24 protein-coding genes are annotated in these 24595 nt (G+C 68.7%); 12 read left to right on the forward strand and 12 right to left on the reverse strand.

Going from position 1 to position 24595, the window contains the following annotated elements; translation table 11 throughout:
* Nucleotides 1-89: 89 nt before the first annotated feature.
* A complete protein-coding gene (locus tag ACKY0W_RS10420) occupies nt 90-761 on the reverse strand; it encodes an SDR family oxidoreductase (RefSeq protein ID WP_409437474.1) in 672 nt (223 codons plus the stop codon).
* A 224-nt stretch (nt 762-985) separates the two neighbouring features.
* Between ACKY0W_RS10420 and modA the strand changes: the two genes are divergently transcribed.
* From modA to ACKY0W_RS10450, 6 genes are read left to right on the forward strand one after another with little or no spacing between them, the layout of a single operon-like run.
* Nucleotides 986-1741 (forward strand): molybdate ABC transporter substrate-binding protein, encoded by a 756-nt coding sequence (gene modA / locus ACKY0W_RS10425; RefSeq protein ID WP_409437475.1) that lies wholly within the window; start codon nt 986-988, stop codon nt 1739-1741.
* A gap of 6 nt (nt 1742-1747) precedes the next feature.
* Nucleotides 1748-2539: an ABC transporter permease gene (locus ACKY0W_RS10430; RefSeq protein ID WP_409437476.1), complete on the forward strand. Its 792-nt coding sequence runs from the start codon at nt 1748-1750 to the stop codon at nt 2537-2539.
* Nucleotides 2536-3651, forward strand: coding sequence for a sulfate/molybdate ABC transporter ATP-binding protein (locus ACKY0W_RS10435; protein WP_409437477.1), 1116 nt, complete (start codon nt 2536-2538; stop codon nt 3649-3651). Before ACKY0W_RS10430 ends, ACKY0W_RS10435 begins: the two co-directional genes overlap by 4 nt.
* Before the next feature lie 37 nt (nt 3652-3688).
* On the forward strand, nt 3689-4543 hold the full coding sequence (locus tag ACKY0W_RS10440) for an alanine and proline-rich secreted protein Apa (RefSeq protein WP_409437478.1): 855 nt from the start codon (nt 3689-3691) through the stop codon (nt 4541-4543).
* Between the two features lie 18 nt (nt 4544-4561).
* On the forward strand, nt 4562-4855 hold the full coding sequence (locus ACKY0W_RS10445; RefSeq protein ID WP_409437479.1) for a GlsB/YeaQ/YmgE family stress response membrane protein: 294 nt from the start codon (nt 4562-4564) through the stop codon (nt 4853-4855).
* 33 nt (nt 4856-4888) lie between these two features.
* Nucleotides 4889-5917, forward strand: coding sequence for a zinc-binding alcohol dehydrogenase family protein (locus tag ACKY0W_RS10450; RefSeq protein ID WP_409437480.1), 1029 nt, complete (start codon nt 4889-4891; stop codon nt 5915-5917).
* Between the two features lie 22 nt (nt 5918-5939).
* Here ACKY0W_RS10450 and ACKY0W_RS10455 read toward each other — a convergent pair whose 3' ends face one another.
* The 3 genes from ACKY0W_RS10455 to ACKY0W_RS10465 all read right to left on the reverse strand — a co-directional run bounded on the left by ACKY0W_RS10455 (nt 5940) and on the right by ACKY0W_RS10465 (nt 9653).
* Complete coding sequence (locus tag ACKY0W_RS10455) at nt 5940-6707, reverse strand: CPBP family intramembrane glutamic endopeptidase (protein WP_409437481.1); 768 nt, start codon at nt 6705-6707, stop codon at nt 5940-5942.
* A 79-nt stretch (nt 6708-6786) separates the two neighbouring features.
* Complete coding sequence (locus ACKY0W_RS10460) at nt 6787-7197, reverse strand: MmpS family transport accessory protein (protein ID WP_409437482.1); 411 nt, start codon at nt 7195-7197, stop codon at nt 6787-6789.
* A 5-nt stretch (nt 7198-7202) separates the two neighbouring features.
* Nucleotides 7203-9653, reverse strand: a complete 2451-nt coding sequence (locus ACKY0W_RS10465) for a phosphoketolase (RefSeq protein WP_409437483.1) — start codon at nt 9651-9653, stop codon at nt 7203-7205.
* Between ACKY0W_RS10465 and ACKY0W_RS10470 the strand changes: the two genes are divergently transcribed.
* Together ACKY0W_RS10470 and ACKY0W_RS10475 are read left to right on the forward strand one after the other, a co-directional pair.
* Nucleotides 9652-12027, forward strand: a complete 2376-nt coding sequence (locus ACKY0W_RS10470) for a CoA transferase (RefSeq protein ID WP_409437721.1) — start codon at nt 9652-9654, stop codon at nt 12025-12027. The two genes, ACKY0W_RS10465 and ACKY0W_RS10470, sit on opposite strands and share 2 nt — an antisense overlap.
* 24 nt (nt 12028-12051) lie before the next feature.
* The gene (locus ACKY0W_RS10475) at nt 12052-13530 is read left to right on the forward strand and encodes an acetyl-CoA acetyltransferase (protein WP_409437484.1); all 1479 of its coding nucleotides are present in this window, start codon (nt 12052-12054) and stop codon (nt 13528-13530) included.
* Nucleotides 13531-13547: 17 nt separating this feature from the next.
* Here the strand turns inward: ACKY0W_RS10475 and ACKY0W_RS10480 are convergent, their stop codons facing one another.
* The 3 genes from ACKY0W_RS10480 to ACKY0W_RS10490 form a co-directional block, all read right to left on the reverse strand.
* Nucleotides 13548-14780: an NAD(P)/FAD-dependent oxidoreductase gene (locus ACKY0W_RS10480; protein WP_409437485.1), complete on the reverse strand. Its 1233-nt coding sequence runs from the start codon at nt 14778-14780 to the stop codon at nt 13548-13550.
* Nucleotides 14781-14797: 17 nt separating this feature from the next.
* Complete coding sequence (locus tag ACKY0W_RS10485) at nt 14798-15433, reverse strand: endonuclease (protein ID WP_409437486.1); 636 nt, start codon at nt 15431-15433, stop codon at nt 14798-14800.
* Between the two features lie 62 nt (nt 15434-15495).
* Nucleotides 15496-17310, reverse strand: coding sequence for an NAD-binding protein (locus ACKY0W_RS10490; protein WP_409437487.1), 1815 nt, complete (start codon nt 17308-17310; stop codon nt 15496-15498).
* A gap of 170 nt (nt 17311-17480) precedes the next feature.
* Here ACKY0W_RS10490 and ACKY0W_RS10495 point away from each other — a divergent pair, with 170 nt between their 5' ends.
* Nucleotides 17481-18962: a sensor domain-containing protein gene (locus ACKY0W_RS10495; protein WP_409437488.1), complete on the forward strand. Its 1482-nt coding sequence runs from the start codon at nt 17481-17483 to the stop codon at nt 18960-18962.
* A 15-nt stretch (nt 18963-18977) separates the two neighbouring features.
* Here the strand turns inward: ACKY0W_RS10495 and ACKY0W_RS10500 are convergent, their stop codons facing one another.
* A complete protein-coding gene (locus tag ACKY0W_RS10500; RefSeq protein ID WP_409437489.1) occupies nt 18978-20216 on the reverse strand; it encodes an alpha-hydroxy acid oxidase in 1239 nt (412 codons plus the stop codon).
* Between the two features lie 48 nt (nt 20217-20264).
* On the opposite strand from ACKY0W_RS10500, the gene ACKY0W_RS10505 reads away from it, so the two are divergent.
* A complete protein-coding gene (locus ACKY0W_RS10505; protein ID WP_409437490.1) occupies nt 20265-20738 on the forward strand; it encodes a DUF1810 domain-containing protein in 474 nt (157 codons plus the stop codon).
* A gap of 12 nt (nt 20739-20750) precedes the next feature.
* Here ACKY0W_RS10505 and ACKY0W_RS10510 read toward each other — a convergent pair whose 3' ends face one another.
* The 3 genes from ACKY0W_RS10510 to ACKY0W_RS10520 all read right to left on the reverse strand — a co-directional run bounded on the left by ACKY0W_RS10510 (nt 20751) and on the right by ACKY0W_RS10520 (nt 22493).
* Nucleotides 20751-21233 carry a deaminase gene (locus ACKY0W_RS10510; RefSeq protein WP_409437491.1) on the reverse strand — a complete coding sequence of 161 codons (483 nt, stop codon included), beginning with the start codon at nt 21231-21233 and terminating at the stop codon, nt 20751-20753.
* 72 nt (nt 21234-21305) lie between these two features.
* Nucleotides 21306-21842, reverse strand: a complete 537-nt coding sequence (locus tag ACKY0W_RS10515; RefSeq protein WP_046285444.1) for a carboxymuconolactone decarboxylase family protein — start codon at nt 21840-21842, stop codon at nt 21306-21308.
* 63 nt (nt 21843-21905) lie between these two features.
* Nucleotides 21906-22493 carry a peroxiredoxin gene (locus ACKY0W_RS10520; RefSeq protein ID WP_409437492.1) on the reverse strand — a complete coding sequence of 196 codons (588 nt, stop codon included), beginning with the start codon at nt 22491-22493 and terminating at the stop codon, nt 21906-21908.
* Nucleotides 22494-22612: 119 nt separating this feature from the next.
* Between ACKY0W_RS10520 and ACKY0W_RS10525 the strand changes: the two genes are divergently transcribed.
* Complete coding sequence (locus ACKY0W_RS10525; RefSeq protein WP_409437493.1) at nt 22613-23545, forward strand: hydrogen peroxide-inducible genes activator; 933 nt, start codon at nt 22613-22615, stop codon at nt 23543-23545.
* Between the two features lie 46 nt (nt 23546-23591).
* A complete protein-coding gene (locus ACKY0W_RS10530) occupies nt 23592-24359 on the forward strand; it encodes an enoyl-CoA hydratase/isomerase family protein (RefSeq protein ID WP_409437494.1) in 768 nt (255 codons plus the stop codon).
* On the opposite strand, the gene ACKY0W_RS10535 is transcribed toward ACKY0W_RS10530, so the two are convergent.
* A complete protein-coding gene (locus ACKY0W_RS10535) occupies nt 24351-24587 on the reverse strand; it encodes a bacterioferritin-associated ferredoxin (RefSeq protein ID WP_308486722.1) in 237 nt (78 codons plus the stop codon). The genes ACKY0W_RS10530 and ACKY0W_RS10535 overlap by 9 nt on opposite strands.
* Nucleotides 24588-24595 lie beyond the last annotated feature (8 nt).

Here is a 24595-nt window from a genome sequence, read left to right on the forward strand (position 1 = left end):
GACGGTGACTGCGTTCCCCCAATACGCTAGTCGACCTAAAAGGCGGTCACCGCATCCAGTGGTTGTGGGATTAGCCACTCCCGTCACAGTCAGCTGAAGCAGGCCAGCGCTCCGTGGCCGACGTGCAGCGTCTGGCCGGTGATGTGCCGGGAAGCCGGCGAGGTCAAAAACACCGCGAGACGGGCGATTTCAGCGACCCCGGTGGGCGGCACGCGGGTAAGCCCGTCGTAGCCCGGACGGGCGCCTTCGCCGGCGGCTACCACGTTGACGGTGATCCCGCGGGTGCCGAAGGTGGTGGCCTGTCCGGCGGTCCAGTTCGACAGGGCGGCCTTGACCGCCGCGTCAGCACTGCCGTCGCTGGGGTTGTCCGGCAGCACCGAGATGATCGAGCCGCCCGAGCGCAGGTGGTCGCCGATGGTCCCGACGGTCAGCACCGCGGACAGCACGGTGGCGTCGAGCGCGCTGCGCCAGGCGGTGGCCTGGTCGGCCAGCGAGTAGCCGCGGGGGTCGCCGCCCTGCCAACGCGGTGCCGGGACGTTGACGATGGTGTCGAGATGGTGCGGAAACAGTCCGCGGGCAGCCAGCATGCTCGTCGGGTCAGTGTTATCGCAGACGACCGCGTTGGCGTCGAGTTCTTTGGCGGCGACCTCAAGCTCGGGGCCCCGCAGGCCGGCGAGCGTCACCTTGTGCCCGGCCTCGCTGAAACCCTCGGCAATGGTGCGACCCAAGTCGGTGTCACCACCGGTGACCAGCACATCCATCGGTAGATCCTCCTCGTGTTGGAAGCTATGTTACTGGACGGTAGCCGGTTTTCGGAGATGGGGCGGAACTCGGCACAGACACGATCCGGCCACAGTCCGGGGTGCGCCCTGAGCCGACCCGCGGCGCGCTGCTTCGCAGCGCTTGCGATCGCCGCTGTGCCCCGGGCGTCGACCCGCGGCGCGCTGCTTCGCAGCGCTTGCGATCGCCGCTAGGCTGCCAAACCATGGGGCGTACCCGGGCGGTCTGCGGCGCGGTGGCGGTCATGCTGGCGACGGGACTGGCCGGCTGTGGCTCCGGGCCGGCGACGCCGACGATCACCGTGTTCGCGGCGGCATCACTGGAGCCGGCATTCACCGAGATCGCCGAGCAGTTCAAAACCGACAATCCCGGCGTGGCGGTGGCCTTCAACTTCGCCGGATCGTCAGACCTGGCCACCCAGCTGACGCAAGGGGCGCGCGCCGACGTCTTCGCCTCGGCCAACACCATCCAGATGGACAAGGTCGCGCAGGCCGGCCTGCTGGACGGCGCGGCGGTGCCGTTCGCCACCAACACGCTGGTGATAGTGACGGCCCCCGGCAACCCGCACAGGGTGCGGTCCTTCGCCGATCTCGCCGAACCCGGACTGGACGTGGTGGTGTGTCAATCGCCGGTCCCGTGCGGCGCGGCGACCCACAAAGTCGAAGAGGCCACCGGAGTCACGGTCACACCGGTCAGCGAGGAACCCGACGTCACCGACGTCCTCAACAAGGTCACCACCGGCCAGGCCGATGCCGGTGTGGTTTACCGCACCGATGCGCAACACGCCGGAGACCAGGTGGCCACCATCGAGTTCCCCGAGGCTGCCGGCGCGGTCAACACCTACCCGATCGTGCTGCTGCGGGAAGCGCCGTCGCCCGGGCCGGCCCGCGCGTTCGTCGATCTGGTCACCGGTGAGGCGGGGCGCAAGGTGCTGCACGCGGCCGGTTTCGGTAAGCCCTGACCCGCCGTGGTCGGCCGGCCTGATCACCTGCCGGGCTGGGTCTATGTGCCCGCCGCGATCGGTGCGGCGTTCGTGGTGTTGCCGCTGGTGGGGATCGCAACCAAAGTCGACTGGCCACATTTCTGGACGCTGATCAGCAGTCCGTCGGCCACCACCGCGCTGGGACTGAGCCTGCGCACCGCCGCGGCCAGCACGGTGCTGTGTCTGCTGCTCGGCGTGCCGATGGCGCTGGTGCTGGCGCGCAGCCAGGCGCGGTTGGTGCGCCTGCTACGGCCGCTGGTGCTGTTGCCGCTGGTCCTGCCACCGGTGGTGGGCGGAATTGCGCTGCTGTACGCATTCGGCCGGCTCGGATTGCTGGGGCGCTATCTGGAGGCCGCCGGAATCCATATCGCGTTCACCACCACCGCGGTGGTGCTGGCGCAGACATTCGTGTCGTTGCCGTTTCTGGTGATCGCCCTGGAAGGCGCGGCGCGGACCGCCGGTGCCGACTACGAGACGGTGGCGGCCACGCTGGGTGCCCGGCCCAGCGCGGTGTGGTGGCGTGTCACGCTGCCGCTGCTGACTCCGGGCCTGATCTCGGGAGCGGTGCTGGCATTCGCGCGCTCCCTCGGGGAATTCGGGGCGACGCTGACTTTCGCCGGCTCCCTTGAAGGCGTCACCCGGACGTTGCCGCTGGCCATCTATCTGCAGCGAGTGTCGGATGCCGACGCCGCGGCGGCGATGTCGCTGCTGCTGGTGGCTGTCGCCGCAGTGGTGGTGCTGGGACTGGGCGTTCGGCGGCTGGGCGGGATCAGATGACCGTCGAGTCCGGGGGGCTCAGCGTGGTGGCGGTGGTGGCGCAGCGCGGCCTGGACGTGCGATTGAGCGTCGCGCCGGGCGAAGTGTTGGCGGTCCTGGGGGCAAACGGCGCCGGTAAGTCCACCCTGCTGCATGTGATCGCGGGTTTGCTGCGGCCCGATGAAGGCCTGGTCCGCACGGGTGATCGGGTGCTGACCGACACCCGGGCCGGGGTGCAGGTGGCCACCTGCGAGCGCCGGGTCGGGCTGCTGGCGCAGGATCCGCTGCTTTTCCCGCATCTGAGTGTGGCGGCCAATGTGGCGTTCGGGTCGGGGAGCCGGCGTCGCTTCGACCGTCGCCGGGGGCACGCTCGGGCGGTCGCGGCGCCGTGGTTGCGCGCGGTCGACGCCGAGGGGCTGGCCGAGCGGCGGCCGCGGCGGCTCTCCGGAGGGCAGGCGCAGCGGGTCGCGATCGCGCGTGCGCTGGCCGCTGAACCGGAGGTGCTGTTGCTCGACGAGCCACTGGCCGGGCTCGACGTGGGAGCGGCGGCCGCGGTGCGCACGGTGCTTCGCGACGTGCTCGGTGCGGCCGGTCGCACCACCGTGCTGGTCACCCATGACCTGCTCGACGTATTCGCGTTGGCTGACCGGGTGCTGGTGCTGGAGTCCGGCCGGGTCGCTGAGATCGGCCGCACCGCAGATGTATTGGCCGCGCCACGTAGTCGGTTCGGGGCACAGATCGCCGGATTCAATCTGGTCGCCGGGGTCCTTGACGGCGATGGCGTACTGCGCACCGGGTGGGGGGACAGGTGGTATGGGACCGCCGATGACGGCGCGAGCGCGGGCCGGCCGGCAGTCGCGGTCAGCACACCTGCGGCGGTGGCGGTCTACCGGGAGCCGCCGCGCCACGGCAGTCCGCGTAATCTTCTGGAAGTGACCGTGGCCGAACTCGCGGTACGCGGCAGCACGGTTCAGGTGCGCGGTGTGGACCAGCCCGACGGTGCGCCGGGACTGGCGGCAGACATCACCGCAGACGCGGCGGCGGAACTGCGCCTGACGCCGGGGGAGACGGTCTGGCTGGGGGTCAAAGCCCAGGAAGTGACGCTGCGCGCGACACACCTCGGCACGGCGTAACTTGCGTAGCGATGGCAACGCGGTAGGTTTTTCTGCCATGAAGCAGGTGGACCTGACCTCCAGGGGAATTCGGGCGATGGCCGCGACCGCGGTCGCCGGTGCGTTGGCGTTCGCCGTTGCGGCGCCGGTATACGCGGACCCGGTGCCGCCGCCGCCCCCCGCACCCCCGGCCTCCGCGGATGCCCCGGCGGCCGACCCGAACGTCCCGGCTCCGCCCGCCGAACCCGCCGCTCCCGAGGTGGGCCGCGTCGACGACGTCGCGGGCGGGTTCAGTTTTGTGCTGCCGGGCGGCTGGGTGCAGTCCGACACCAGCCACCTTGAATACGGTTCGTCACTACTGAGCAAGAAGACCGGCGAGCCGATGCTGCCGGGGCAGCCGGCGCCGGTGGCCAACGACACCAGGATCGTGCTCGGCAAGCTCGACCAGCGGCTGTACGCCAGCGCTGAGGCGGACAACGCCAAGGCCGCGACCCGCCTCGGATCGGACATGGGCGAGTTCTTCATGCCCTACCCGGGAACCCGCGCCAACCAGGTGAACGCGCCGCTCACCGGGGGCGGCCTGACCGGCAGCGCGTCGTACTACGAGGTCAAGTTCACCGACCCGGCCAAGCCGGTCGGCCAGATCTGGAGCGGCGTGATCGGTGTGCCGCCGGCCGAGGGCACCGGACCGCAGGCCGAGCGGTGGTTCGTGGTGTGGCTGGGCACCGCCAACAACCCGGTGGACACCAACGCGGCGATCGCGCTGGCCGAGTCCATCCGGCCGCTGGGCGCGCCCCCCGCGGAAGCAGCGCCCGCACCGGCCCCGGGCATTCCGGGAATCCCGGCACCCGCTCCGGCTCCGGCGCCCGCGCCGGCTCCCGCACCGGCCCCGGCCCCGGCACCTGCTGCGTAAACCCCACTGCTCACGCCCATGGCCGGAAGCTACCTCGCTGCCTCACTGTCCACACCGACGTCGGTCAGCTGGCTGGCGTATGTCCTGATCGGCGGCGTCGCCGGCTGGTTGGCGAACCGCATCATGAAGCGCGGCGGATCGGGGATCCTGCTCAACGTCGTGATCGGGGTGATCGGCGGATTCATCGGCGGCATGCTGCTCGGCTGGCTCGGTGTCGATGTTGAGCACGGCCGCCGGTGGTTCACCTTCTTCGTCTCGCTGGGCGGGGCCATCATCTTGCTGTGGGTCGTCGGACTGGCTCGCCGCAGGTAGCCGTCCCGGCTCTCGAACGCGCACCATAGGTCTATGGCGTCGCAGATGACCGGTGTGTCGATGTCGGGATGGCGTGTCCAACGGCCCGGCCCGATAGCCAACCGACCACTCGAGCGGGTCGGCACCGCGGTGCCGCGACCGCAGCCCTCGGAGCTGCTGGTGGCCGTGCACGCCTGCGGCGTGTGCCGCACCGACCTGCACGTCGCCGAAGGCGACCTTCCCGTACACCGGCCCGGTGTGATCCCCGGCCACGAGGTGGTCGGCGAAGTCGTCGAGGTCGGTGCCGAGGTCGGTGACGAGTTCGCGGTGGGGGACCGGGTCGGAATCGCCTGGCTACGGCACACCTGCGGCACATGTCGCTACTGCCGGCGAGGCGACGAGAACCTCTGCCCGCAGTCCCGCTACACCGGCTGGGATGACGATGGCGGCTATGCCGAATTCACCACCGTGCCAGCTGCTTTCGCACTGCGCCTGCCCGGCGGCTACAGCGACACCGAGTTGGCGCCGTTGCTGTGCGCGGGCATCATCGGCTACCGGTCCTTGCAGCGCGCCGCCCTGCCCCCGGGTGGGCGGTTGGGGATCTACGGGTTCGGGGGCAGTGCGCACATCACCGCGCAGGTCGCCCTCGCCGGCGGCGCCGAGGTACACGTGATGACCCGCGGTGAACGTGCGCGGGAACTGGCTCTGGAGCTGGGCGTTGCCTCGGCCCAGGGCGCCGCGGATCCGCCACCGGTGCCGCTGGACTCCGCGATCCTGTTCGCCCCGGTCGGCGAGCTGGTGCTGCCCGCCTGTCAGGCATTGGACGCCGGCGGAACCCTGGCCATTGCCGGAATCCATCTCAGCGACATCCCACCGCTGAACTACCAACGTCACCTGTTCCGTGAGCGTCAGATCCGGTCGGTCACGTCCAACACTCGCGCGGATGCCCACGCTTTCCTCGACTTCGCTGCCGCGCACCACATCCACGTGACCACGCCGGTGTACTCGCTGGGCGAGGCGGACCGGGCCCTGGCGGACCTGGCTGCGGGCCGGATCGCCGGTGCGGCGGTGCTGTTGGTCTGAGCCGCGAGGTTGATGCCGCGGCTCAGGAGGACACTTGCCACACCAGAGCGGCGGCCAGCGCCCCGACCCCATTGAGCGACCAGTGCAGCGCGATGGGCGCGATCAGGCTGCCGCTGCGCCGCCGCAACCAGCTGAACACGAAGCCCGCGGCCCCGGTGGCCAGCACCGCGAGCGTCACGCCGGCCAGCATGCCGAAGAACCCACCCCCGAGAATGCGGGTGAAACCGACGTTGCTGCTGGTCAGGCCCAGGGATGTGGCGACATGCCACAGGCCGAACAACAGCGAGCCGGCCGCGGCCACCCCACGAAACCCCCAGGCCCGGTGCAGTGCGCCGTGCAGTGCACCGCGGAACGCCAACTCCTCGGGGATCACGGTCTGCAGCGGGATGACGACCATCGATGCCACCAGCGCACCGGAAACCGTGGCGTAGTGGTTGTTCAAGAACATCGGCCGGGTCACGGGCAACATCACGCCGATCGCGATCACCGACACCACGACCGCCACCGCGGCCAGCGCGTAGCCGAAGCCGGCTTTCCAATGCGCGCGGCCCAGGCCGAGCTCGCTCCAGCTCAGGCCGTTGTAGCGGACCAGTGCGATCAAGCCGACCGCGGTGGCCGGGACGGTGGCAACCGCGGCCCACGGGGTGGTGAAGTGGGCGATCAAATTGGCGAGCGCCAGCACCACCACGACGACGGCGACATCGACGAAGGCGCGGAAGTGATTCAGCGCCGAGAGTTGCGACACCAAAGGGTGCCGCCCCCAGGGCACCGCGAACTCGTGGCCAGACATTGCACCGAATTCTACGCGTGACGGCGCTTCGGGGGCGGTGGCGTCGTCGGGGACGCCCTACCGCGGGGTCAGATTCGGCCTACTTGGGGCCGTGGGTCTCGCACAGCACCCGCGCCGGGTTGCCGGTGGCGGTGTTCTCGCTGACCACCTTGCCGTTGACGGTGACCGTGCAGGTCAGGGCGCCGGGACCGGCGCTCTGGGCACTCAGCGAGTACGAGGACGGACTGGCCGCGTTCGTCATCGAGCCGGTCAGCTGAATGGACCACGGCAGCGGGGCGTTGGTGGCGTGCGACTGACCGTTCTGGCCCTGGTAGGTGATGTAGCTGGCGACCCCGGTACCGGTGAGGTCGTAGCGGACCGGCACCTTGGTGTGGTCCGGCGTAGCGCCGGCCGACCCGGCACCGGCGAGGGTGGCCGACGCGACGAGGGCGCCGAGCAGCAACGACATCGCCTTGCGGGGCATCCGGACCGGTGCGGGGTGAGCAGTCATGGCCGTCACCTTATCTCGCCGCCGTTGGGGTCTGCGCCCGATCGCCAGGTCCAGTTGGTGATCCGGGGATCGTCCTCCCCGTGCTCGCGGGTGTAGAGCCGCGCCGCCATTCGCGCATCGACCATCTGCTGGCGCAGCACCGCGTGGCGACCGCCCAACCGCGGCACCCGGTCGATGACGTCCATCACCAAGTGAAAGCGATCCAGATCGTTGAGCATCACCATGTCGAACGGTGTTGTCGTGGTGCCGCGTTCGCGGTACCCGCGCACATGCATCTGGTCGTGGTTCGTCCGCGCGTAGGTGAGCCGGTGGATCAGCCAGGGGTAGCCGTGATAAGCGAAGATCACCGGCTTGTCGCGGGTGAACAGCGCGTCGAACTCGTTGTCCGGCAACCCGTGCGGATGTTCGGTCGTCGGTTGCAGGCGCATGATGTCCACGACATTGACCACCCGCACGGCGAGATCGGGCAGCTCGTCGCGCAGAATGTCGGCGGCGGCCAGGGTTTCCAGCGTCGGAATATCCCCGGCGCAGGCGAGCACCACGTCCGGCTCCCCGGTGGTGGTGCCGGCCCAGTCCCAGATCCCCAGTCCGCGAGTGCAGTGCGCCACCGCTGCCGACATATCCAAGTAGGCCAGAGCGGGCTGCTTGCCGGCGACGATCACGTTGACGTAGTTGCGGCTGCGCAGGCAGTGATCGGCCACCGACAGCAGCGTGTTGGCGTCCGGCGGCAGGTAAACCCGCACCACCTCGGGTCGCTTGTTGGCCACCAGATCGATGAACCCGGGATCCTGATGAGACGCCCCGTTGTGGTCCTGGCGCCAGACGTGGGAGGTCAGCAGGTAGTTCAGCGAGGCGATCGGCGCTCGCCACGGGAGTTCGCGGCTGACAGCCAGCCATTTGGCGTGCTGGTTGAACATCGAGTCGACGATGTGCACGAACGCCTCGTAGCAGTTGAACAGCCCGTGCCGGCCGGTCAGCAGATAGCCCTCCAGCCAGCCCTGGCACAGGTGCTCCGAGAGCACTTCGAGGACTCGCCCGTCCGGCGCCAGGTGATCGTCACCGGGAGCGGTCTGCGACAACCAGACCCGATCGGTCGTGTCGAAGACCGCCGAGAGCCGGTTGGAGGCCGTTTCGTCGGGACCCATCAACCGGAACCGGTCGCGGTTGCGGTCGATCACATCGCGCAAGAACGTGCCGAGCACCCGAGTGGCCTCATGCGTCTCGGTGGCCGGCTCGGTCACCGGCACCGCATAGTCGCGGAAATCAGGCAGGTCCAGATCGCGGAGCAGCAGCCCTCCGTTGGCATGCGGGTTGGCGCTCATCCGCCGGTGCCCGTGCGGCGCCAGCGCCGACAGCTCCGGCACCAGGCGTCCGGAGGAGTCGAACAGTTCCGCAGGGCGGTAGCTACGGAGCCAGTCCTCCAGTTGGCGGCGATGGTCGGGGTCGGTACGGGTCTGTGCGAGCGGCACCTGATGTGCCCGCCAGGTCCCCTCCACCTGTTGTCCGTCGACCACCTTCGGTCCGGTCCAACCCTTCGGGGTGCGTAGCACGATCATCGGCCACACCGGCCGCATCGACGAGCCCTCGGCGCGCGCGGCTCGCTGGATCGCCGCGATGTCGTCGAACGCGTCATCGAGGGCGGCGGCGAGCAGCTGGTGTACGACGGCCGGGTCGTCGCCGGCGACGGTGATCGGACGGTACCCGTAGCCGCGTAGCAACGATTCCAATTCTGGCTGCGGAATGCGAGCCAGCACAGTGGGGTTGGCGATCTTGTAGCCGTTGAGATGCAGAATCGGCAGCACCGCGCCGTCCACGGCCGGGTTGAGAAACTTGTTCGCGTGCCAGCTGGCAGCCAGCGGTCCGGTCTCGGCCTCGCCGTCGCCGATCACGCAGGCGACCACCAGTTGCGGGTTGTCGAAGGCGGCGCCGAATGCATGCACCAGCGCATATCCGAGCTCGCCGCCTTCATGGATGGAGCCCGGCGTCTCGGCCGCCACGTGACTGGGAATCCCCCCGGGAAAAGAGAACTGCCGGAACAACTTCCGCAGCCCGTCGACGTTCTCGCCGATCCCGGTGTAGACCTCGCTGTAGGTGCCCTCGAGGTAGGCGTTGGCGACCAGCGCCGGGCCGCCGTGGCCGGGCCCGGTGACGAAGATGACGTCGGCGTCGCGGTCCCGGATGATCCGGTTCAGGTGGAGGTAGACCAGGTTCAGCCCAGGCGTAGTACCCCAGTGCCCCAGCAGCCGGGGCTTGACGTGCTCGGCCCGCAGTGGCTCGGCGAGCAGCGGATTGTCCAGCAGGTAGATCTGGCCTACGGAGAGATAATTGGCGGCCCGCCAGTAGGCGTCGAGGCGGGCCAGTTCATCGTCGGAGAGTGTGGGCGTTAACGGAGTCGCGTTGGCTGCACTCACCTTTTCCATTGTCGCGCCCAACTCCGAACCCGGCAACCGATTCATTACCCTGACTCCCGTGCTGCTGAAATCGGTTCGTGTGCTTGATCTGGCCGGCGGCGACGCCGATGCGGTCACCCGGTTGCTCGCCGATCTGGGTGCCGACGTGCTCAAGGTGGAACCCCCCGGTGGCAGTCCGGCGCGTGCCGCCGCTCCGCTGCTGGGCGGTGTGAGCATCGCATTCGCGCTGCACAACGCCAACAAGCGCAGCATCACTCTGGACCCCAGCGACGAGCGGGACCGCCGCCGCTTCGACGAGCTGGCGAGCACTGCAGACATCGTGGTGGACGGCGGCCTGCCGGGCCGCGCTGCGGACTTCGGGACCTCCTGCGGTGAGCTGGCCGACCGGTTCGCTCACCTGGTGACGATGTCGGTCACCGATTTCGGGACCAGCGGGCCGCGCTCACGATGGCAGGCCACCGACGCGGTGCTCTACGCGCTCTCCGGGGCCCTGTCGAGGTCGGGCCCCACCACAGGGACCCCGGTATTGCCGCCCGATGGGATCGCCTCGGCGACCGCGGCGGTGCAGGCTGCCTGGGCGGTGCTGGTCGCCTATTACAACCGGTTGCGCTGCGGAACCGGGGATTACATCGATTTCTCCCGGTTCGATGCGGTGGCCACCGTGCTCGACCCGATATTCGGCGCGCACGGCCAGGTCGCCGCGGCCCAACGTGCATCGAGCCGCTGGCGCGGGCGGCCCCGCAACCAGGACGCCTACCCGATCTATCCGTGCCGCGACGGCTACGTCCGGCTCTGCGTCATGTCCCCGCGCCAGTGGCGTGCACTGTGGAGCTGGCTGGGGGAGCCGGCCGAGTACGCCGATCCCAAGTTCGGCGTGATCGGCGAACGGTTCGCGGTCTGGCAACAGATCAGTGCCCTGATTCGCGAACTGTTCGCCGGCCAGGACATGGCGGAGCTGGTCACCGCCGGGCAAGCTCGCGGGGTGCCCATCGCCGCGGTCGGTGACCCGGCGCAGGTACTGGCCGAGGAACACTTCGCGGCCGCGCAAGCGGTCACCCGGACCGAGCTGGCCCCGGGGCTGCCGGTCGTGATCCCGACCGGCTACTACGTGGTCGACGACCAGCGCGCCGGATTTCGGACCCCGGCCCCGGCCGTCGGCGAGGTGGAAGCCGGATGGCTGGCCGAACCGTTGACGGAGCAGACCTTCGGTGGTGCGGTGGGTGCCCGGCCGTTCGAGGGTCTGCGGATCGTCGACCTGGGAGTGATCGTCGCCGGCGGCGAGGCCAGCCGGCTCTTCGGCGATCTGGGCGCCGAGATCATCAAGGTGGAGAGCGCCGCCTACCCCGACGGGCTGCGGCAGGCCCGCCCCGGTTCGGTAATGAGCGAGTCGTTCGCCTGGACACACCGCAACAACTCCGGGCTCGGCCTGGATCTGCGCAGCCCGGCCGGCAAGGAGATCTTCACTCGCCTGGTCGGCGCCGCGGACGCGGTGTTCGCCAACTTCAAGCCGGGAACGCTTGCTGCCCTTGGCTTTTCCTACGATGTCTTGCGTGAGATCAACCCGCGGGTCGTTCTCGCCGAGAGCAGTGCTTTTGGTGAGACCGGGCCGTGGAGTGACCGGATGGGGTATGGCCCGCTGGTACGTGCCACTACCGGGGTCACCGCGCTGTGGACGGCCCCGGAGGGGTCCAGCGACACGGAGCGTCATCCGTTCTACGACGCGACCACCGTTTTTCCCGACCATGTCGTTGCGCGGGTTGCCGCGATCGGTGCGCTGGCCGCGCTGATCGCTAGCCGGCGCACCGCCGCCGGCAGTCACGTCCATGTGTCGCAGGCCGAGACCGCGGTAAACCAGCTCGACACCAGCTATGTGGCCCGCGCCGCGGGCTCGTCGGTCCAGCCGGACACCGCGGTGGATCTGGTCTGCCCGTGCGTCGGCGACGACGAATGGTGTGTGATCTCGATCCGCACTGACGTCGATATGCGCACTGTCGCTGCGGCTTTCGGTGACGACGCGTTGGCCGCCGAGCCAAGCTTCAGCACTGGTGCCGGTCGCGCGCTCCACCATGCGCAGCTGGCGTCGGCGTTGGCCCGCCACACCGCGGTCGATACCCCCGCCGGGGTAGCCGAACTGCTGCAGGGCCGCGGCGTGGCCGCCGCGCCGATGAGTCGGCCGCCCGACGTCGCCGACGATCCCCAGCTGGCTCACCGCGCGGTGTTCGCGCCCATGACCCACCCGTTGATCGAGCATCCGCTGCCGGCCGAAACCGGCCCCGCACCTTTCCGCAACATCCCGGTGGCGCCGCAGCGGCCCGCGCCGCTGCCCGGTCAGGACACTCGGGAGATTTGCCGCTCGCTGCTCGGACTCGACGACGGCGAGACCGACCGGTTGATCGCCGACGGTGTGCTGTTCGCATGAACGCCGCGGATTAGTCTGACGTCCATGCCTGTCGACCCCCGGACACCGGTACTGATCGGCTACGGCCAGGTCAACCACCGCGACGACACCGACGCGATAGAACTCGTCGATCTCATGGTGGCCGCGGCGCGCCACGCCGCTCACGACCGGGTGCTGCGCGCGGTCGACTCGGTTCGGGTGGTCAACCTGCTCTCGGCGCGCTACCGCGACCCGGGCGCGCTGCTCGGACAGCGGATCGGGGCGCAGCGCCCCGCCACCCGGTACAGCCCCGTGGGCGGCAACGTGCCGCAGTCTTTGGTGAATCAAGCCTGCCTGGATATCCGCGACGGTCGAGCGGGCGTGGTGCTGGTGGCCGGCGGCGAGACGTGGCGCACCCGGACCAGGCTGCGGCGTGCCGGCGCGAAACTGGTCTGGACGCAGCAGGACGACTCGGTCCCGATGGCCGAGTGCGAGGGCGAAGACGTGCCGATGGTCGGCCCCGCCGAAGAGCGCATCGGATTGGACCGGCCCGCCTACGTCTACCCTTTGTTCGAACAGGCGTTGCGGATCGCCGCGGGGGAGAAGGCCGAAGACCACCGCAGGCGCATCGGTGAACTGTGGTCGCGGTTCAATGCGGTCGCCGTCGACAACCCGCACGCGTGGATCCGGCACCCGGTCACCGCCGAGGAGATCTGGCAGCCGGGCCCGAAGAACCGGATGATCAGCTGGCCCTACACCAAGTTGATGAACTCCAACAACATGGTGGATCAGGCGGCCGCGCTGGTGCTGACCTCGGTCGAGACCGCCACCGAGTTGCGGGTCCCCACCGAGAACTGGATTTTCCCCCAGGCCGGTGCCGACGCCCACGACACCTACGCCATTGCCGACCGCGCCGAACTGCACCGATCGCCGGCGATCCGGATCGCGGGGGCCCGGGCATTGGAGCTGGCTGGTGCCGCCGGTATCGGCGAGATCGATCACGTCGACCTGTACTCGTGTTTCCCGTCCGCGGTGCAGGTTGCGGCGGCCGAACTCGGGCTCCCCACCGATGATCCCGGCCGACCGCTGACCGTGACCGGCGGGCTCACCTTCGCCGGTGGCCCGTGGAACAACTACGTCATGCATTCGATCGCCACCCTGGCCGAACTGCTGGTGGCCAATCCCGGGCGGCGCGGCCTGATCACCGCCAACGGCGGGTACCTGACCAAACACAGTTTCGGTGTGTACGGAACGCAGCCGCCGCCGGCCGGATTCCGTTGGGAAGACGTGCAACCCGAGGTGGATGCCCAGGCTTCTCGGCCGGCGGCGGTGCAGTGGCAGGGGACCGGTGAGGTGGAGTCCTGGACCACACCGTTCGATCGCGACGGGCAGCCCGTGCAGGCGTTCCTGGCGGTCCGCACCCCAGACGGGGCACGGACTCTGGCGGTGATCCGGGACCCCGATTCCGCCGCAGCGACCGTGCGCGAGGACATCGCCGGTGCCGCGGTCGACGTGCACGAAGACGGCACCGCGACGTTGCGTTAGGTCCCGGGCGCGGGTGTCTAACTCGACAGGTCGCCCAGCGGTACCCCGGCGTCGGCCAGCCGGTCCGGATTCGCCGGGACCTGGGCGTTGATCAGGGCCTTGATGTCGTCGAGGCCCTCCCAAATGTTGACATTCATCCCGGCGAGCACGCGATTGTCGTCGTCGAGCCAGAAGCTGGTGTATTCGCGGCCGGTGGGTTCACCGCGAAACACCACGCGGGTGTAGTGCGGCGCGTAGCCGACGTATTCCATTCCGAGGTCGTACTGGTCGGTGAAAAAGTAAGGCAGTTCGGTGTATTCGGCCGCTTCGCCGAGCATGCCCGCCGCAGCGACAGCGGGTTGCTTGAGGGCATTGGCCCAGTGTTCGGTGCGGACCCGGGTGCGCAGCAACCGATGCTGCGCGGCTGCGATATCGCCGACGGCGTAGATGTCGGGGTCGCTGCTGCGCAGCCCGGCGTCCACCAGGACGCCGCCGTCACCGGTGGAAAGACCGGCTTGCTGCGCCAATTCGATGTTGGGCTGCGCGCCGACTGCGACCAGCACCGCGTCCGCGCGGATCTGCGAGCCGTCGCCCAACCGCAGGCCGGCGGCGGCACCGCCGGCGGTGGTGATCTCGGCGACCGTCGACCCGGTACGCAGGTCGACGCCGTGCTCGCGGTGCAGGTCGGCGAAGACCGCGGCGTTCTCCGGGCCGAGGCCAGCCAGCAGCGGCAGGGCGGCGCTTTCCACCACGGTGACGTCGACCCCGCGCTGGCGTGCGGCGGCGGCCACCTCCATACCGATCCAGCCCCCACCCACCACCGCCAGCGAATCTCCGCCCGCCAGCGCCGAATCCAGCGCGGACGCGTCCTCGACGGTCCGCAGATAGTGCACGCCGGGGGCGTCGGCGCCCGGGAGCGGTATCCGCCGAGACCGCGAGCCCGTCGCCAACAGCAGTTTGTCGTAGCCGAGGCTGGTGCCGTCGGCCAGCGTGACACTGCGACCGGACGGATCCACGCCGATGACGCGGACGCCCAGCCGCAGGTCGATCTCGTGTTCCCGATACCAGGACACGGGTTTCACGGTGAAGTCGTCGAGGGTCTTCTTGCCCGCAAGGAACTCCTTGGACAGCGGCGGCCGCTCGTAGGGCAGCTGGTGCTCCTCCCCGACTAGCACGATGGTTCCGGCGAAGTTCTTGTCGACGAGGGTTTCAGCGGCCTTGGCCCCGGCCAGGCCGGCGCCGACGATCACAAGCGTGGCCGATGTAGACACGTGCTGTCCTCTGCTCGTCATTCGCTCAGTCGCTCGCGGACGCCGGCGTCGGCGGAGTAGCGCACCAGCGCGGCAGCGAGTTCGGCATTGCGACCCTGCGAAAGTGCCCCGAGTTGATTTGCATCACTGGGTAACCCGAGATCACGCGCGGCATCCAGCGCGCGGTCGTCGAAGGTGGAGCGGGCCCACGGCCAGACGTCTTGGACCTCGCGGAGAAAGATGCTGGCGCCCACATCACCGATTCCCTTGAAGGCCTTCAGCGCTTCGGTGGCCGCCGCGATATCGCGCCCGCTGCGCTCGGCCAGCAGCCGAAGGTCACCGCCGTAGTCAGCCTGCACCGCTTCGGCCAATTCGACGAGCATGGTGGCCGAGCTCTCGTCGTAGCGGCGGTAGTGGGCCCGACCCATGGCCTCGATCAGGGTCTGTCGATCGGCTTCGAGGAGCTTGTGCGGCGTACGCAACCCACTCTTGAACAGCTCGTGGGCAGCGCGGGCCGCGACGGTGGCGTCGATGGGCTTGCTGGCCAGTAGACACAGCATCAGCAGCTGGAACAGCGGCATCGGTTGGTTGCGCAACCGGATGCCGGCCTCCTGGGCATAGGTCGTACCCGCACGCCGCAGTAGTCGACGTACCAGTTCTTTGTGGGCGATCACAGCAGCGCATATACCCGGATTCGCCGGGGCGAAAACCCGGCGTGACCGGCCGTGCGCGACTGCTAGTGCGAAAGGCTGCGAACCGGATATCTCGGCGCGGTCTGTGCCACGTCGATGATCTCCAAACCGACCGCCGCCAGCATCTCCGGGATTGCTCGCACGAAGATCCGGTCGACCTCAGCGACCTCGGGTGGCAACTGCGCCATCGGCACCAGGTGCGGGTCCTTCTTGAGCACCGGGTCCTCTTCACCCAGAGTCCAACCGGCGGCAAGCTTCTCCTGCATCCAGCGGTCGTGCTCCATGGTGCCCAGCTTGTCCATCTCGTCGTCGGTGAACTGGAAGTCCCGGGCGTGCCAGTTGCGCAGCGGAGCGATCACGCATCCGATGCTGCGCAGCTTCACCCCGATGTGCCGAGCCTGGGCCCGACTGGAGTTCTTGAGCGCATCCGCCAATTCCGGCCAGGGCGGTGGTGCCGGCGCACCGGCGGGTTGCATCAGGCAGTACCGGCGGTGGATCTCGTGGGCAACGGCCTCCAGTGATCCGCCCTCGACGAGTTCCACGGTGCAGGTCTCCTGCAGCGTCCGGAAGACGGTGACCCCTGAGCCGCCGAGCGCCTGTTCCTCGAGCAAGTCGGCCACGCCGTACGCGCGTGAGATGGTCGTGACCACCGGTACCGCGTTGTCGAGGGCGCGGCGCAGGTTCAGCGCCGACTCGACGTTGCGTTCGTCGTGATAGCCGGTCACATACGCCTGGGTAACCGGCCGGTCGGTGTCCTGCGCCACCCGATCGATGTCGCGCACCGAGGCCGGTGAGCAGTGGAATTCGCAGACCTCATCGAGGGAAGGATGATTGGCCACCAGCTTGGCCACCTTGACGGCGGCCTGGTCGTCGATCACCGTCACCCGCAGGGGTTGGTCGTCCACGCGTTCCTCGTGCCATTGACGGGCCGCCTGAAACACCAACCCCGACCCGACACCATCGAGGTGGGCGACCGCAATGTGGGGCCGTGGCACAATCCGCAGCGGATGCTCGGCCAACAACAGTCGAGCGCCGACCGTGTCGATGTTGAAGAAGTCGACGACGAACCGGTCGTCGCCGCGGTTGAATTCCGCGAGCCGCAGCAGCACGCACAGCGCGGGGTCCTCGATGCGCGCAAGGCAGCGCAAGTGATCCTTGCTCGAGCGGCCGAAGATCCCGTGTGACTTCTTGGAGTCATCGGCCAAACGCCTCGCCAGCGTGACGATTTCGGTATTGGCCACGCTATCCGAGGTCACCGCGAGCAGCCGGGCTGCGCGCCGAACTCCGGCTGATTCAAGGGTCGCGCTGAGCTGCGCATCGCCGATGACGACTGGGAATCCCCAGTTTCGGCAAGTCCTGATTCGAGGATTGGCCTCGTCGGACTCGATGACCACGGCCCGATATCCCGCAGCACGGAGCTCACGGACGAACTCGAACCCCGCATAGCCCAGACCGCAGATGACCACATGCCCGTGCTTGAACGGGATAAGCAACTGTTGCACCCGATCCCGAAACATCGATACCAACGCAATGAGCGCCGCCCACCCGGCTACCACCGGAGCCAGGAAGCGGGCAATGTCCAGCGCGAGACCGACGTGGTTCTCCGGTTGCGGAGCCGCGTGCAGGAAGAACAACTTGACCGCGCCATAGACCGCGTCGGAGTACGAATGCCCGCCCCCCTCATAGGAGCCGTAGCCCCAGAGGCCCAGCACGAAGGCAACGATTCCCGCTGGGATCAGCAGCCAGTACCAGTGGGGATCGGTCAGACCGGTCAGCATCTTGTGCTGCAGGGTCTCCGGCGGCGGGGCTGCGCGCCCGGGCTTTGCCGGAGCACTCGATTCGGCCGCACGACCGGTCATCGGCGTTTCTCCTCCCGCGCTTTCTTTGCTGGGCCTGCTCGGCCCATCGCAAAAGCGCTCTGTTCTCTCGTACACTAACCCGGACGCAGGACGACCGATATCGGCCTTCAGTCTGACAAACTGGAGAGCAATTCGGTCCGCTTCTGCGCATGCCGGCCCTGGAGAGGATCATGCTGTTTGTCAGTTACGCCAGCCAGGATCGCGCGTTGGTCGATCCGCTGGTTTCCGTCTTGCGCAGCGCTGACCAGCAGGTGTGGCTGGACGAGGAGCTGGGTGGCGGCGAGGCGTGGTGGCAGACGATCCTGGACCGAATTCGGTGCTGCTCGGTGTTCGTCGTCGCGTTGTCCAACAATTCGCTACGGTCCAAGCCCTGTCAGGCCGAGCTCGCCTATGCACGAGCGTTGCAACGGCCGGTTCTGCCGGTACAGATCGGCCCGGTCGACAGTGTGCGTGTCACCCCACTGGCCGCGACACAGATCATCGACTACCGAATCCGTGACGGCGCCGCCCATGCCCGGTTGGTCGCCGCCCTGCAGAGCCTGTCGCGCCGCGCGGTACCGCTGCCCGCGCAGTTGCCCGAAGAACCGATGGTGCCCTTCGCCTACTTGATGCGGCTCTCCTCGGAGTTGTCGGGATCCGAGCTGAGCTACCACAAGCAGGGTGAACTCGTTCTGGAACTTCGATCCCGACTCGATGAGGACTGCCACGACCCCACCGTGCGCAACGACATCGTTCAGCTGCTCTGCCGGTTGCGCGACCGGCCGGACGTCACGGTGCGCACCCGCGCCGATGTCGACGCCGTCCTGGCCGCCAACGACCCGAGCTTCACCGCCGCCACCGTCGGCATGCCGGTCGCCGCGGTGACCGGGCCGCGACCCGTGATCAGCCGGCCGGACACCGGAGGCCTTGCTACCGGTGCACACGGTATGGATCCCGCCGGTGCCGGGGAACGACATCGAGGACGGCCGGCAAAGAAGCTACTGGTGGCCGGCGCCGTGGTGGCGGTGGCGGCCGCGGGTGCGCTGGCGTTCGGACTCACCCGCACGTCGCCGGATGCCCCCGCGCCGAACCTGGCCGCTGATGATGACGTACAGGCCGTGATGGCCACCCCCGCGATGGAGACCGTGCAGGCCGACCTCGAGTCGTTGAAGCCGGCCGGTTCGATAGCGGCGTCACAGCCGGAATGCCTGGGTGTTCTCTACCCCGGCCTGGACGAGACCTACCGGAACAGCCAGGTCGAGCGGGCGGCGTGGAAGGTGCTGGAAGAGCCGGGCGGCCTGCAACGCGCTGGGGTCAACGGCCGGCCGTTCGTGGACCAGGACATTGTGGCCTTCGCCCCGCACTCCGGACAGGCCGTGGCGTTCGTCGAGCAGTCGGTGGCCCAGTGGCGGGGCTGTGTGGGCCAGACGGTCACCGTGACCTATCCCGACCACAACACCTACACCTGGACCATCGGGGAAGAGGCGGGTGATCCACCGCGGATCTCCCAGACCTACACCCTGGGTTCCGAGGGCTACGGCTGCCAGCGGGTGCTCAATGCGGTGGCGGACACGGTGATCGACGTCAAGGCCTGCGGTGCGCATATCACCGACGAGGCGAGTGTGCTCACCGACATGATCGCCGCCTTGGTGACGCGGGCGCCGGCCTTCTGAGGGCGAGACGCGCGGCTACTGACGGGGCATCAGTCGCTGCAGCTGGGTGACATGCTGCGGCGACAGTTCGGCGAGTTCGCGAACCCCGAGTAACCGCATGGTGCGCCGGATCTGTTCGGCGAGGATGTCGATCACGCGGTCCACCCCGGCCTGTCCACCGGCCATCAGACCGTAGAGGTAAGCCCGCCCGATCAGGGTGCAGCGGGCGCCCAGCGCGATCGCGGCGACGATGTCGGCGCCGGACATGATGCCGGTGTCCAGCAGGATCTCGGTGTCGCGTCCGACTTCGCGCACCACCTCGGGCAGCAGCTGAAACGGTACCGGCGCCCGGTCGAGCTGGCGGCCACCGTGGTTGGACAACACGATGCCGTCCACGCCGAGCTCGGCCACGGCGCGCGCGTCGGCGACGCTCTGGATGCCCTTGACCACGAATCGGCCCGGCCATTGGGACTTGACCCAGGCCAAGTCGTCGAAGGTCAGGCTCGGGTCGAACATGGTGTCCATGTACTGCGCGACGGTGCCCGACCATCGGTCCAGGGACGCGAAGGACAACGGTTCGGTGGTGAGCAGGTCGAACCACCACGCCGGATGGACGGCGGCATCGGCGACCGTGCGCAGCGTCAGCGCCGGCGGAATGGACATGCCGTTACGGGAGTCGCGCCGCCGCGCCCCGGCGACCGGGCAGTCGACGGTCGCCAGCAGGGTGTCGTAGCCGGCTGCGGCGGCCCGGCGCAGCAACGCCATCGACCGGTCGCGGTCATGCCACATGTACAGCTGAAACCAGCGGCGGGCCCCGGGGGCGGCCGCCGCGACGTCTTCGATCGAGGCGGTGCCCAGGGTCGACAGGGAGAAAGGGATGCCGGCGGCTTCGGCGGCGCGCGCGCCGGCTAGCTCTCCCGCGGTGTGCATCAGCCGGGTGAAGCCGGTCGGTGCGATCGCGAACGGCAACGCCACCGGTGCCCCGAGCACCTCGCGGCTGGTGTCGACGCTGGAGACGTCACGCAGGATGGCCGGATGAAACTCGATGTCCCGGAAGGCCTGTCGGGCTCGTTCCAACGAGATCTCGTCCTCGGCGGCGCCATCGGTGTAGTCGAAGGCGGCTCGGGGAGTGCGCCGTTTGGCGAGCAGACGTAAGTCCTCGACGGTCAGGGCTGTCTCAAGACGCCGCGCCGTGCGGTTCAATCGTGGCCTGCGGAAGCGGATCAGTGGCGCAAGTTCACCGATCCTGGGAACCCGCCGTTGCGTCGTCGACATCGCTGACTCCTTCCGTGCTGCACGTCGAACTGTGCCACGGTTGATGGCATGGCCGGAACCTCCGACCCATTCGGGCTACAGCGTTTCGTCGACGCGCAGGCCGGTGTCTACGACACCGTGGTGGCCGAGCTGCGCGCCGGCCGCAAACGCAGCCACTGGATGTGGTTCGTCTTTCCGCAGCTCTCCGGCTTGGGGGCCAGCGCGATGGCCCAGCGTTACGGCATCGCGTCGCCCGCCGAGGCCCGCGCCTACCTGGCCCACGGTGTACTGGGGCCGCGCCTTGCGGAGTGCGTGGGGCTGCTGACCAATGCGGTGAGCGGGCGGTCCATCGAGGAGATTCTGGGCTGGCCCGACGACATCAAGCTGCGTTCGTCGATGACGTTGTTCGGGCGGGCATGTGAGGGTGGCGGCCACACCGGCAACTGCTGCTGCAGCGGCTTTCGCGCGGTGCTCGACCGCTTCTACGACGGGCAGGAGGATCCGGTGACACTGGACCGACTGGCGTGGCTTGCCCGAGAGTGAGCGTGGTGCGCGTCACCGGCCCTGGTAGCGGGCCCTAAACAGCGCCTTCAAGTCTTCCTCGAATTGCGGCGCCGGCCCGTCGACCACTGCGTGGGGGGCGACTGCGGTGATCGGCAGCGGGGCCACCGGGGCCGCCGGCACCTGCAGATCGCGCAGCCATTCGGTCAGTTGCGCCGCCGACGACGCGTAGACGATCCGGCCCAATCCGACCCACGCGTGGGCCGCGGCGCACATCGCGCAGTGTTCGCCGGAGGTGTAGACGGTGGTCCGGACACGTTGCGCCGGGCTGAGATTGGACACCGCCCACTGCGTGATGGCGAACTCCGGGTGGCGGGTGGCATCGCCGTCACCGGCGCGGTTGCGGTCCTCGAAGAGCACCGTTCCGTCGGCGTCGACCAACAGTGAACCGAAGGGATCGTCGCCGTGCGCCACGGCCTCGCCGGCCAATTCGACGCAGCGGGCCAGGAAATCATGGTCGGCATCGCGGAGCGTCACGGGGTCAAAGTCTACGGCGCGCGCCGGGTATCACCCGGCGCGCGCCGATAGGGACTAGACGCCTTGGAACACCTAAGTAGCGGTGGGGTCGGCGCTGGCGGCGAAGACCGCCTGCGCCACCCCGGCCACGATCGAGGCGACCTTGAGAGCTTCCAGAACCGCTTCGCGGCCGACGCCCGCCTCCCGGACGACCTGCTCGTGGGAGGCAACGCACGCCTGGCAGCCGTTGATCGCCGAGACCGCGAAGCTCCACAGCTCGAAGTTCGCCTTGTCGACCCCCGGGTTGCCGATGATGTTCATCCGCAACCCGGGCCTCAGGTCGTCGTAGCTGCCGTCCAGGAAGTGCCGACCACGGTAGAACACGTTGTTCATGCCCATGATCGACGCGGCGCCCAGGGCGGCCTGATAGGCCTCCGCCGACAGGTTGTCGGCGGCCTCGGCCCCGATCTCGGCCAGCACCGTGGCGTTGCGAGTGGCCGCGGCAGTGGCCAGCAGGCTGCCCCAGAGCTGCTCTTCGTTCAGGACCGTGGTGCGGGCGATCGAACCCAGGTTGAGCTTGAGGTCCTTGGCGTACTCCGGGATCGCGTTCTTGAGGTTCTCAATACTCATTAGCGCTGTTCCTCCTCATCCTGGCGCTCGACATGACCGCGAGCGCGATTCATCCGGCTGCGTTTACAGCGACTCTTTGAGCAGCTCGCCGACGTTCAGGGTCGCCTCGCCCTTCTTCCAGTTGCAGGCGCACAGCTCGTCGGACTGCAGTGCGTCGAGCACCCGCAGCACCTCGTCGACGTTGCGGCCCACCGATCCCGCCGTCACCGAGACGAACTGAATCTCGTTGTTGGGGTCGACGATGAAGGTGGCCCGGTCGGCCACGCCGTCGGAGTTGAGAACACCGGTGGCTTCGACCAGATCCCGGTTGAGGTCCGAGAGCATCGGGAACGGCAGCGTCTTGAGGTCTGCGTGATCGAGGCGCCAGTTGTAGTGCACGAACTCGTTGTCGGTCGAGGCGCCGAGGATCTGGGCGTCGCGGTCGGCGAACTCGTCGTTCAGCTTCCCGAACGCGGCGATCTCGGTGGGGCACACGAAGGTGAAGTCCTTGGGCCAGAAGAAGATGATCCGCCACTTGCCCTTGTGGTCGTCGCTGGTGATGGTGGTGAAGAAGTCCTCGGGCCCCTTCGCGTCGATCTTCGTCAGATCGCCCGCGACCAGCGCGGTCAGACTGTAGGCCGGAAACTGGTCGCCGATGGTCAGCAGAGCCATGTCACTCCTTGTGGTTTTGAGTTCTACGGGTGTTCGGGGCGAGTCGGTCGCCCGCACGCTCCATCCTGCCCCATCTCAATTAAAAATAAAAGGTGATACCAGGCACTATAATTATCGGCATGACCGATGCAAGCTATCAGCCGACGCTCGCCGGCCTGCGGGCATTTGCCGCCGTGGCCGAGAAGCACCACTTCAGCCTGGCGGCGGCCGGGCTGGGCCTGAGCCAGTCGACCCTGTCGCAGGCCTTGTCGTCATTGGAGGCCGGCCTGGGGGTCCAACTGATCGAGCGCTCCACCCGGCGAGTCTTCCTGACCGCGGAGGGGCAACAGCTGCTCCCACACGCCCACGCCGTGCTGGACGCCGCGGCGCAGTTCTCCGCCGCCGCCGCCGGAGTGGCCGACCCGCTGCAGGGCATCATGCGGCTCGGCCTGATCCCGACGGTGGCGCCGTATGTGCTGCCCGCGGTGCTGGCCGGTCTGTCCGAACAACTGCCGGAACTGGGCCTGCGGGTGATCGAGGACCAGACCGAACGACTGCTCACCGGACTGCGTGAAGGCGCGGTCGACGCGGCCGTGATGGCCTTGCCGAGCGAAGCGACCGGGGTGACCGAAATACCCATCTACGACGAGGATTTCGTGCTGGCGCTGCCGCCGGGCCATGCGCTGGCCGGCAAACGCAAGGTGCCTCCGACGGCACTGGCGGACCTGCCACTGCTGCTGCTCGACGAGGGGCATTGTCTGCGGGACCAGACCCTGGAGATCTGCCGCAACGCCGGCGTGCGGGCCGAGTTGGCCACCACCCGCGCCGCATCGCTGGCCACCGCGGTCCAGTGCGTGAACGGTGGGCTGGGGGTGACGTTGATCCCGCAGACCGCGGTGGCGGTCGAGGCCGAGCGCAATGGTTTGGCGCTGGCCTACTTCTCGTCGCCCCAGCCTGGCCGGCGGATCGGGCTGGTGTTTCGTGCTTCCAGTGGACGGGACGAGGCCTATCGACGGTTGGCGGGGATCATCGGCGGCGTCATCGCCGCGGACCACCAGGTCGAGCTGGTCTGAGGAGCGCCACGGCCGCGGGGTGCAGGCCGGCGTTTAGGCTGCACGGGTGATCTTGACGATCGAAGACGAGAACCGGGTTCGGACGCTGACGCTCAATCGCCCCGAGGCGCTCAACGCCTTCAACGAGGCGCTCTACGACGCGACGGCCGAAGCGCTGCTGGCCGCCGCGGACGACCCCGAGGTCGCGGTGGTGCTGATCACCGGGGCGGGGCGAGCGTTCAGCGCCGGTACCGACCTGGCCGAGATGCAGGCCATGGTGACCGACCCGGACTTCGCGCCCGGAAAGCACGGATTCCGCGGTCTCATCACCGCGCTGGGGCGCTTCCCGAAGCCGCTGATCTGCGCGGTCAACGGTCTGGGCCTGGGGATCGGAACGACGATCCTGGGCTTTGCCGACCTGGCGTTCATGGCTTCGACGGCCAGGCTGAAATGTCCGTTCACCAGCCTGGGGGTGGCCCCGGAGGCGGCCTCCTCCTATCTGCTTCCGCAGTTGATGGGGCGGCAGAACGCAGCCTGGCTGTTGATGTCCTCGGAGTGGATCACCGCCGACGAGGCGCTGCGGATGGGCCTGGTCTTTGCGGTCTGCGAGCCCGACGGGCTCCTGGGCGAGGCTCGTCGGCATGCGGAAGTTCTTGCGTCCCGGCCGATCTCCAGCCTGATGGCGGTCAAGAGCGCGATGGTCGAGCCGACTCGGGCCGAGACCCTGGCTGCGGTCGAGCGGGAGAACGCGTTCTTCGCCGAACTCTTGGGTGGCCAGGCCAACGCCGATGCGCTGGCCGAGTTCACCGGTCGGCGGGGCGGCGAATCAGTGTGATCCGACGGGGCTGATGTCCAGCGCGAGGCGCCGCAGAGCTCCGTTGTCTGCAGCGGTGGGGGTCGCGGCCAGGGTGGCCTCGATGATGCCGCGAACGGTGCAGCGGCACCGGCCGCAGTCGCCACCCGCACCGCACATCGCGGCAACCTCTTTCGACGTCGACGCCCCGGCGGCGACGGCGTCGGACACCATCTGATTGGTGGCTCCGACACACAGGCATACGTACATGCGATGCC

The organism is Mycobacterium sp. SMC-14 (assembly GCF_046250075.1).
Classification (GTDB): domain Bacteria; phylum Actinomycetota; class Actinomycetes; order Mycobacteriales; family Mycobacteriaceae; genus Mycobacterium.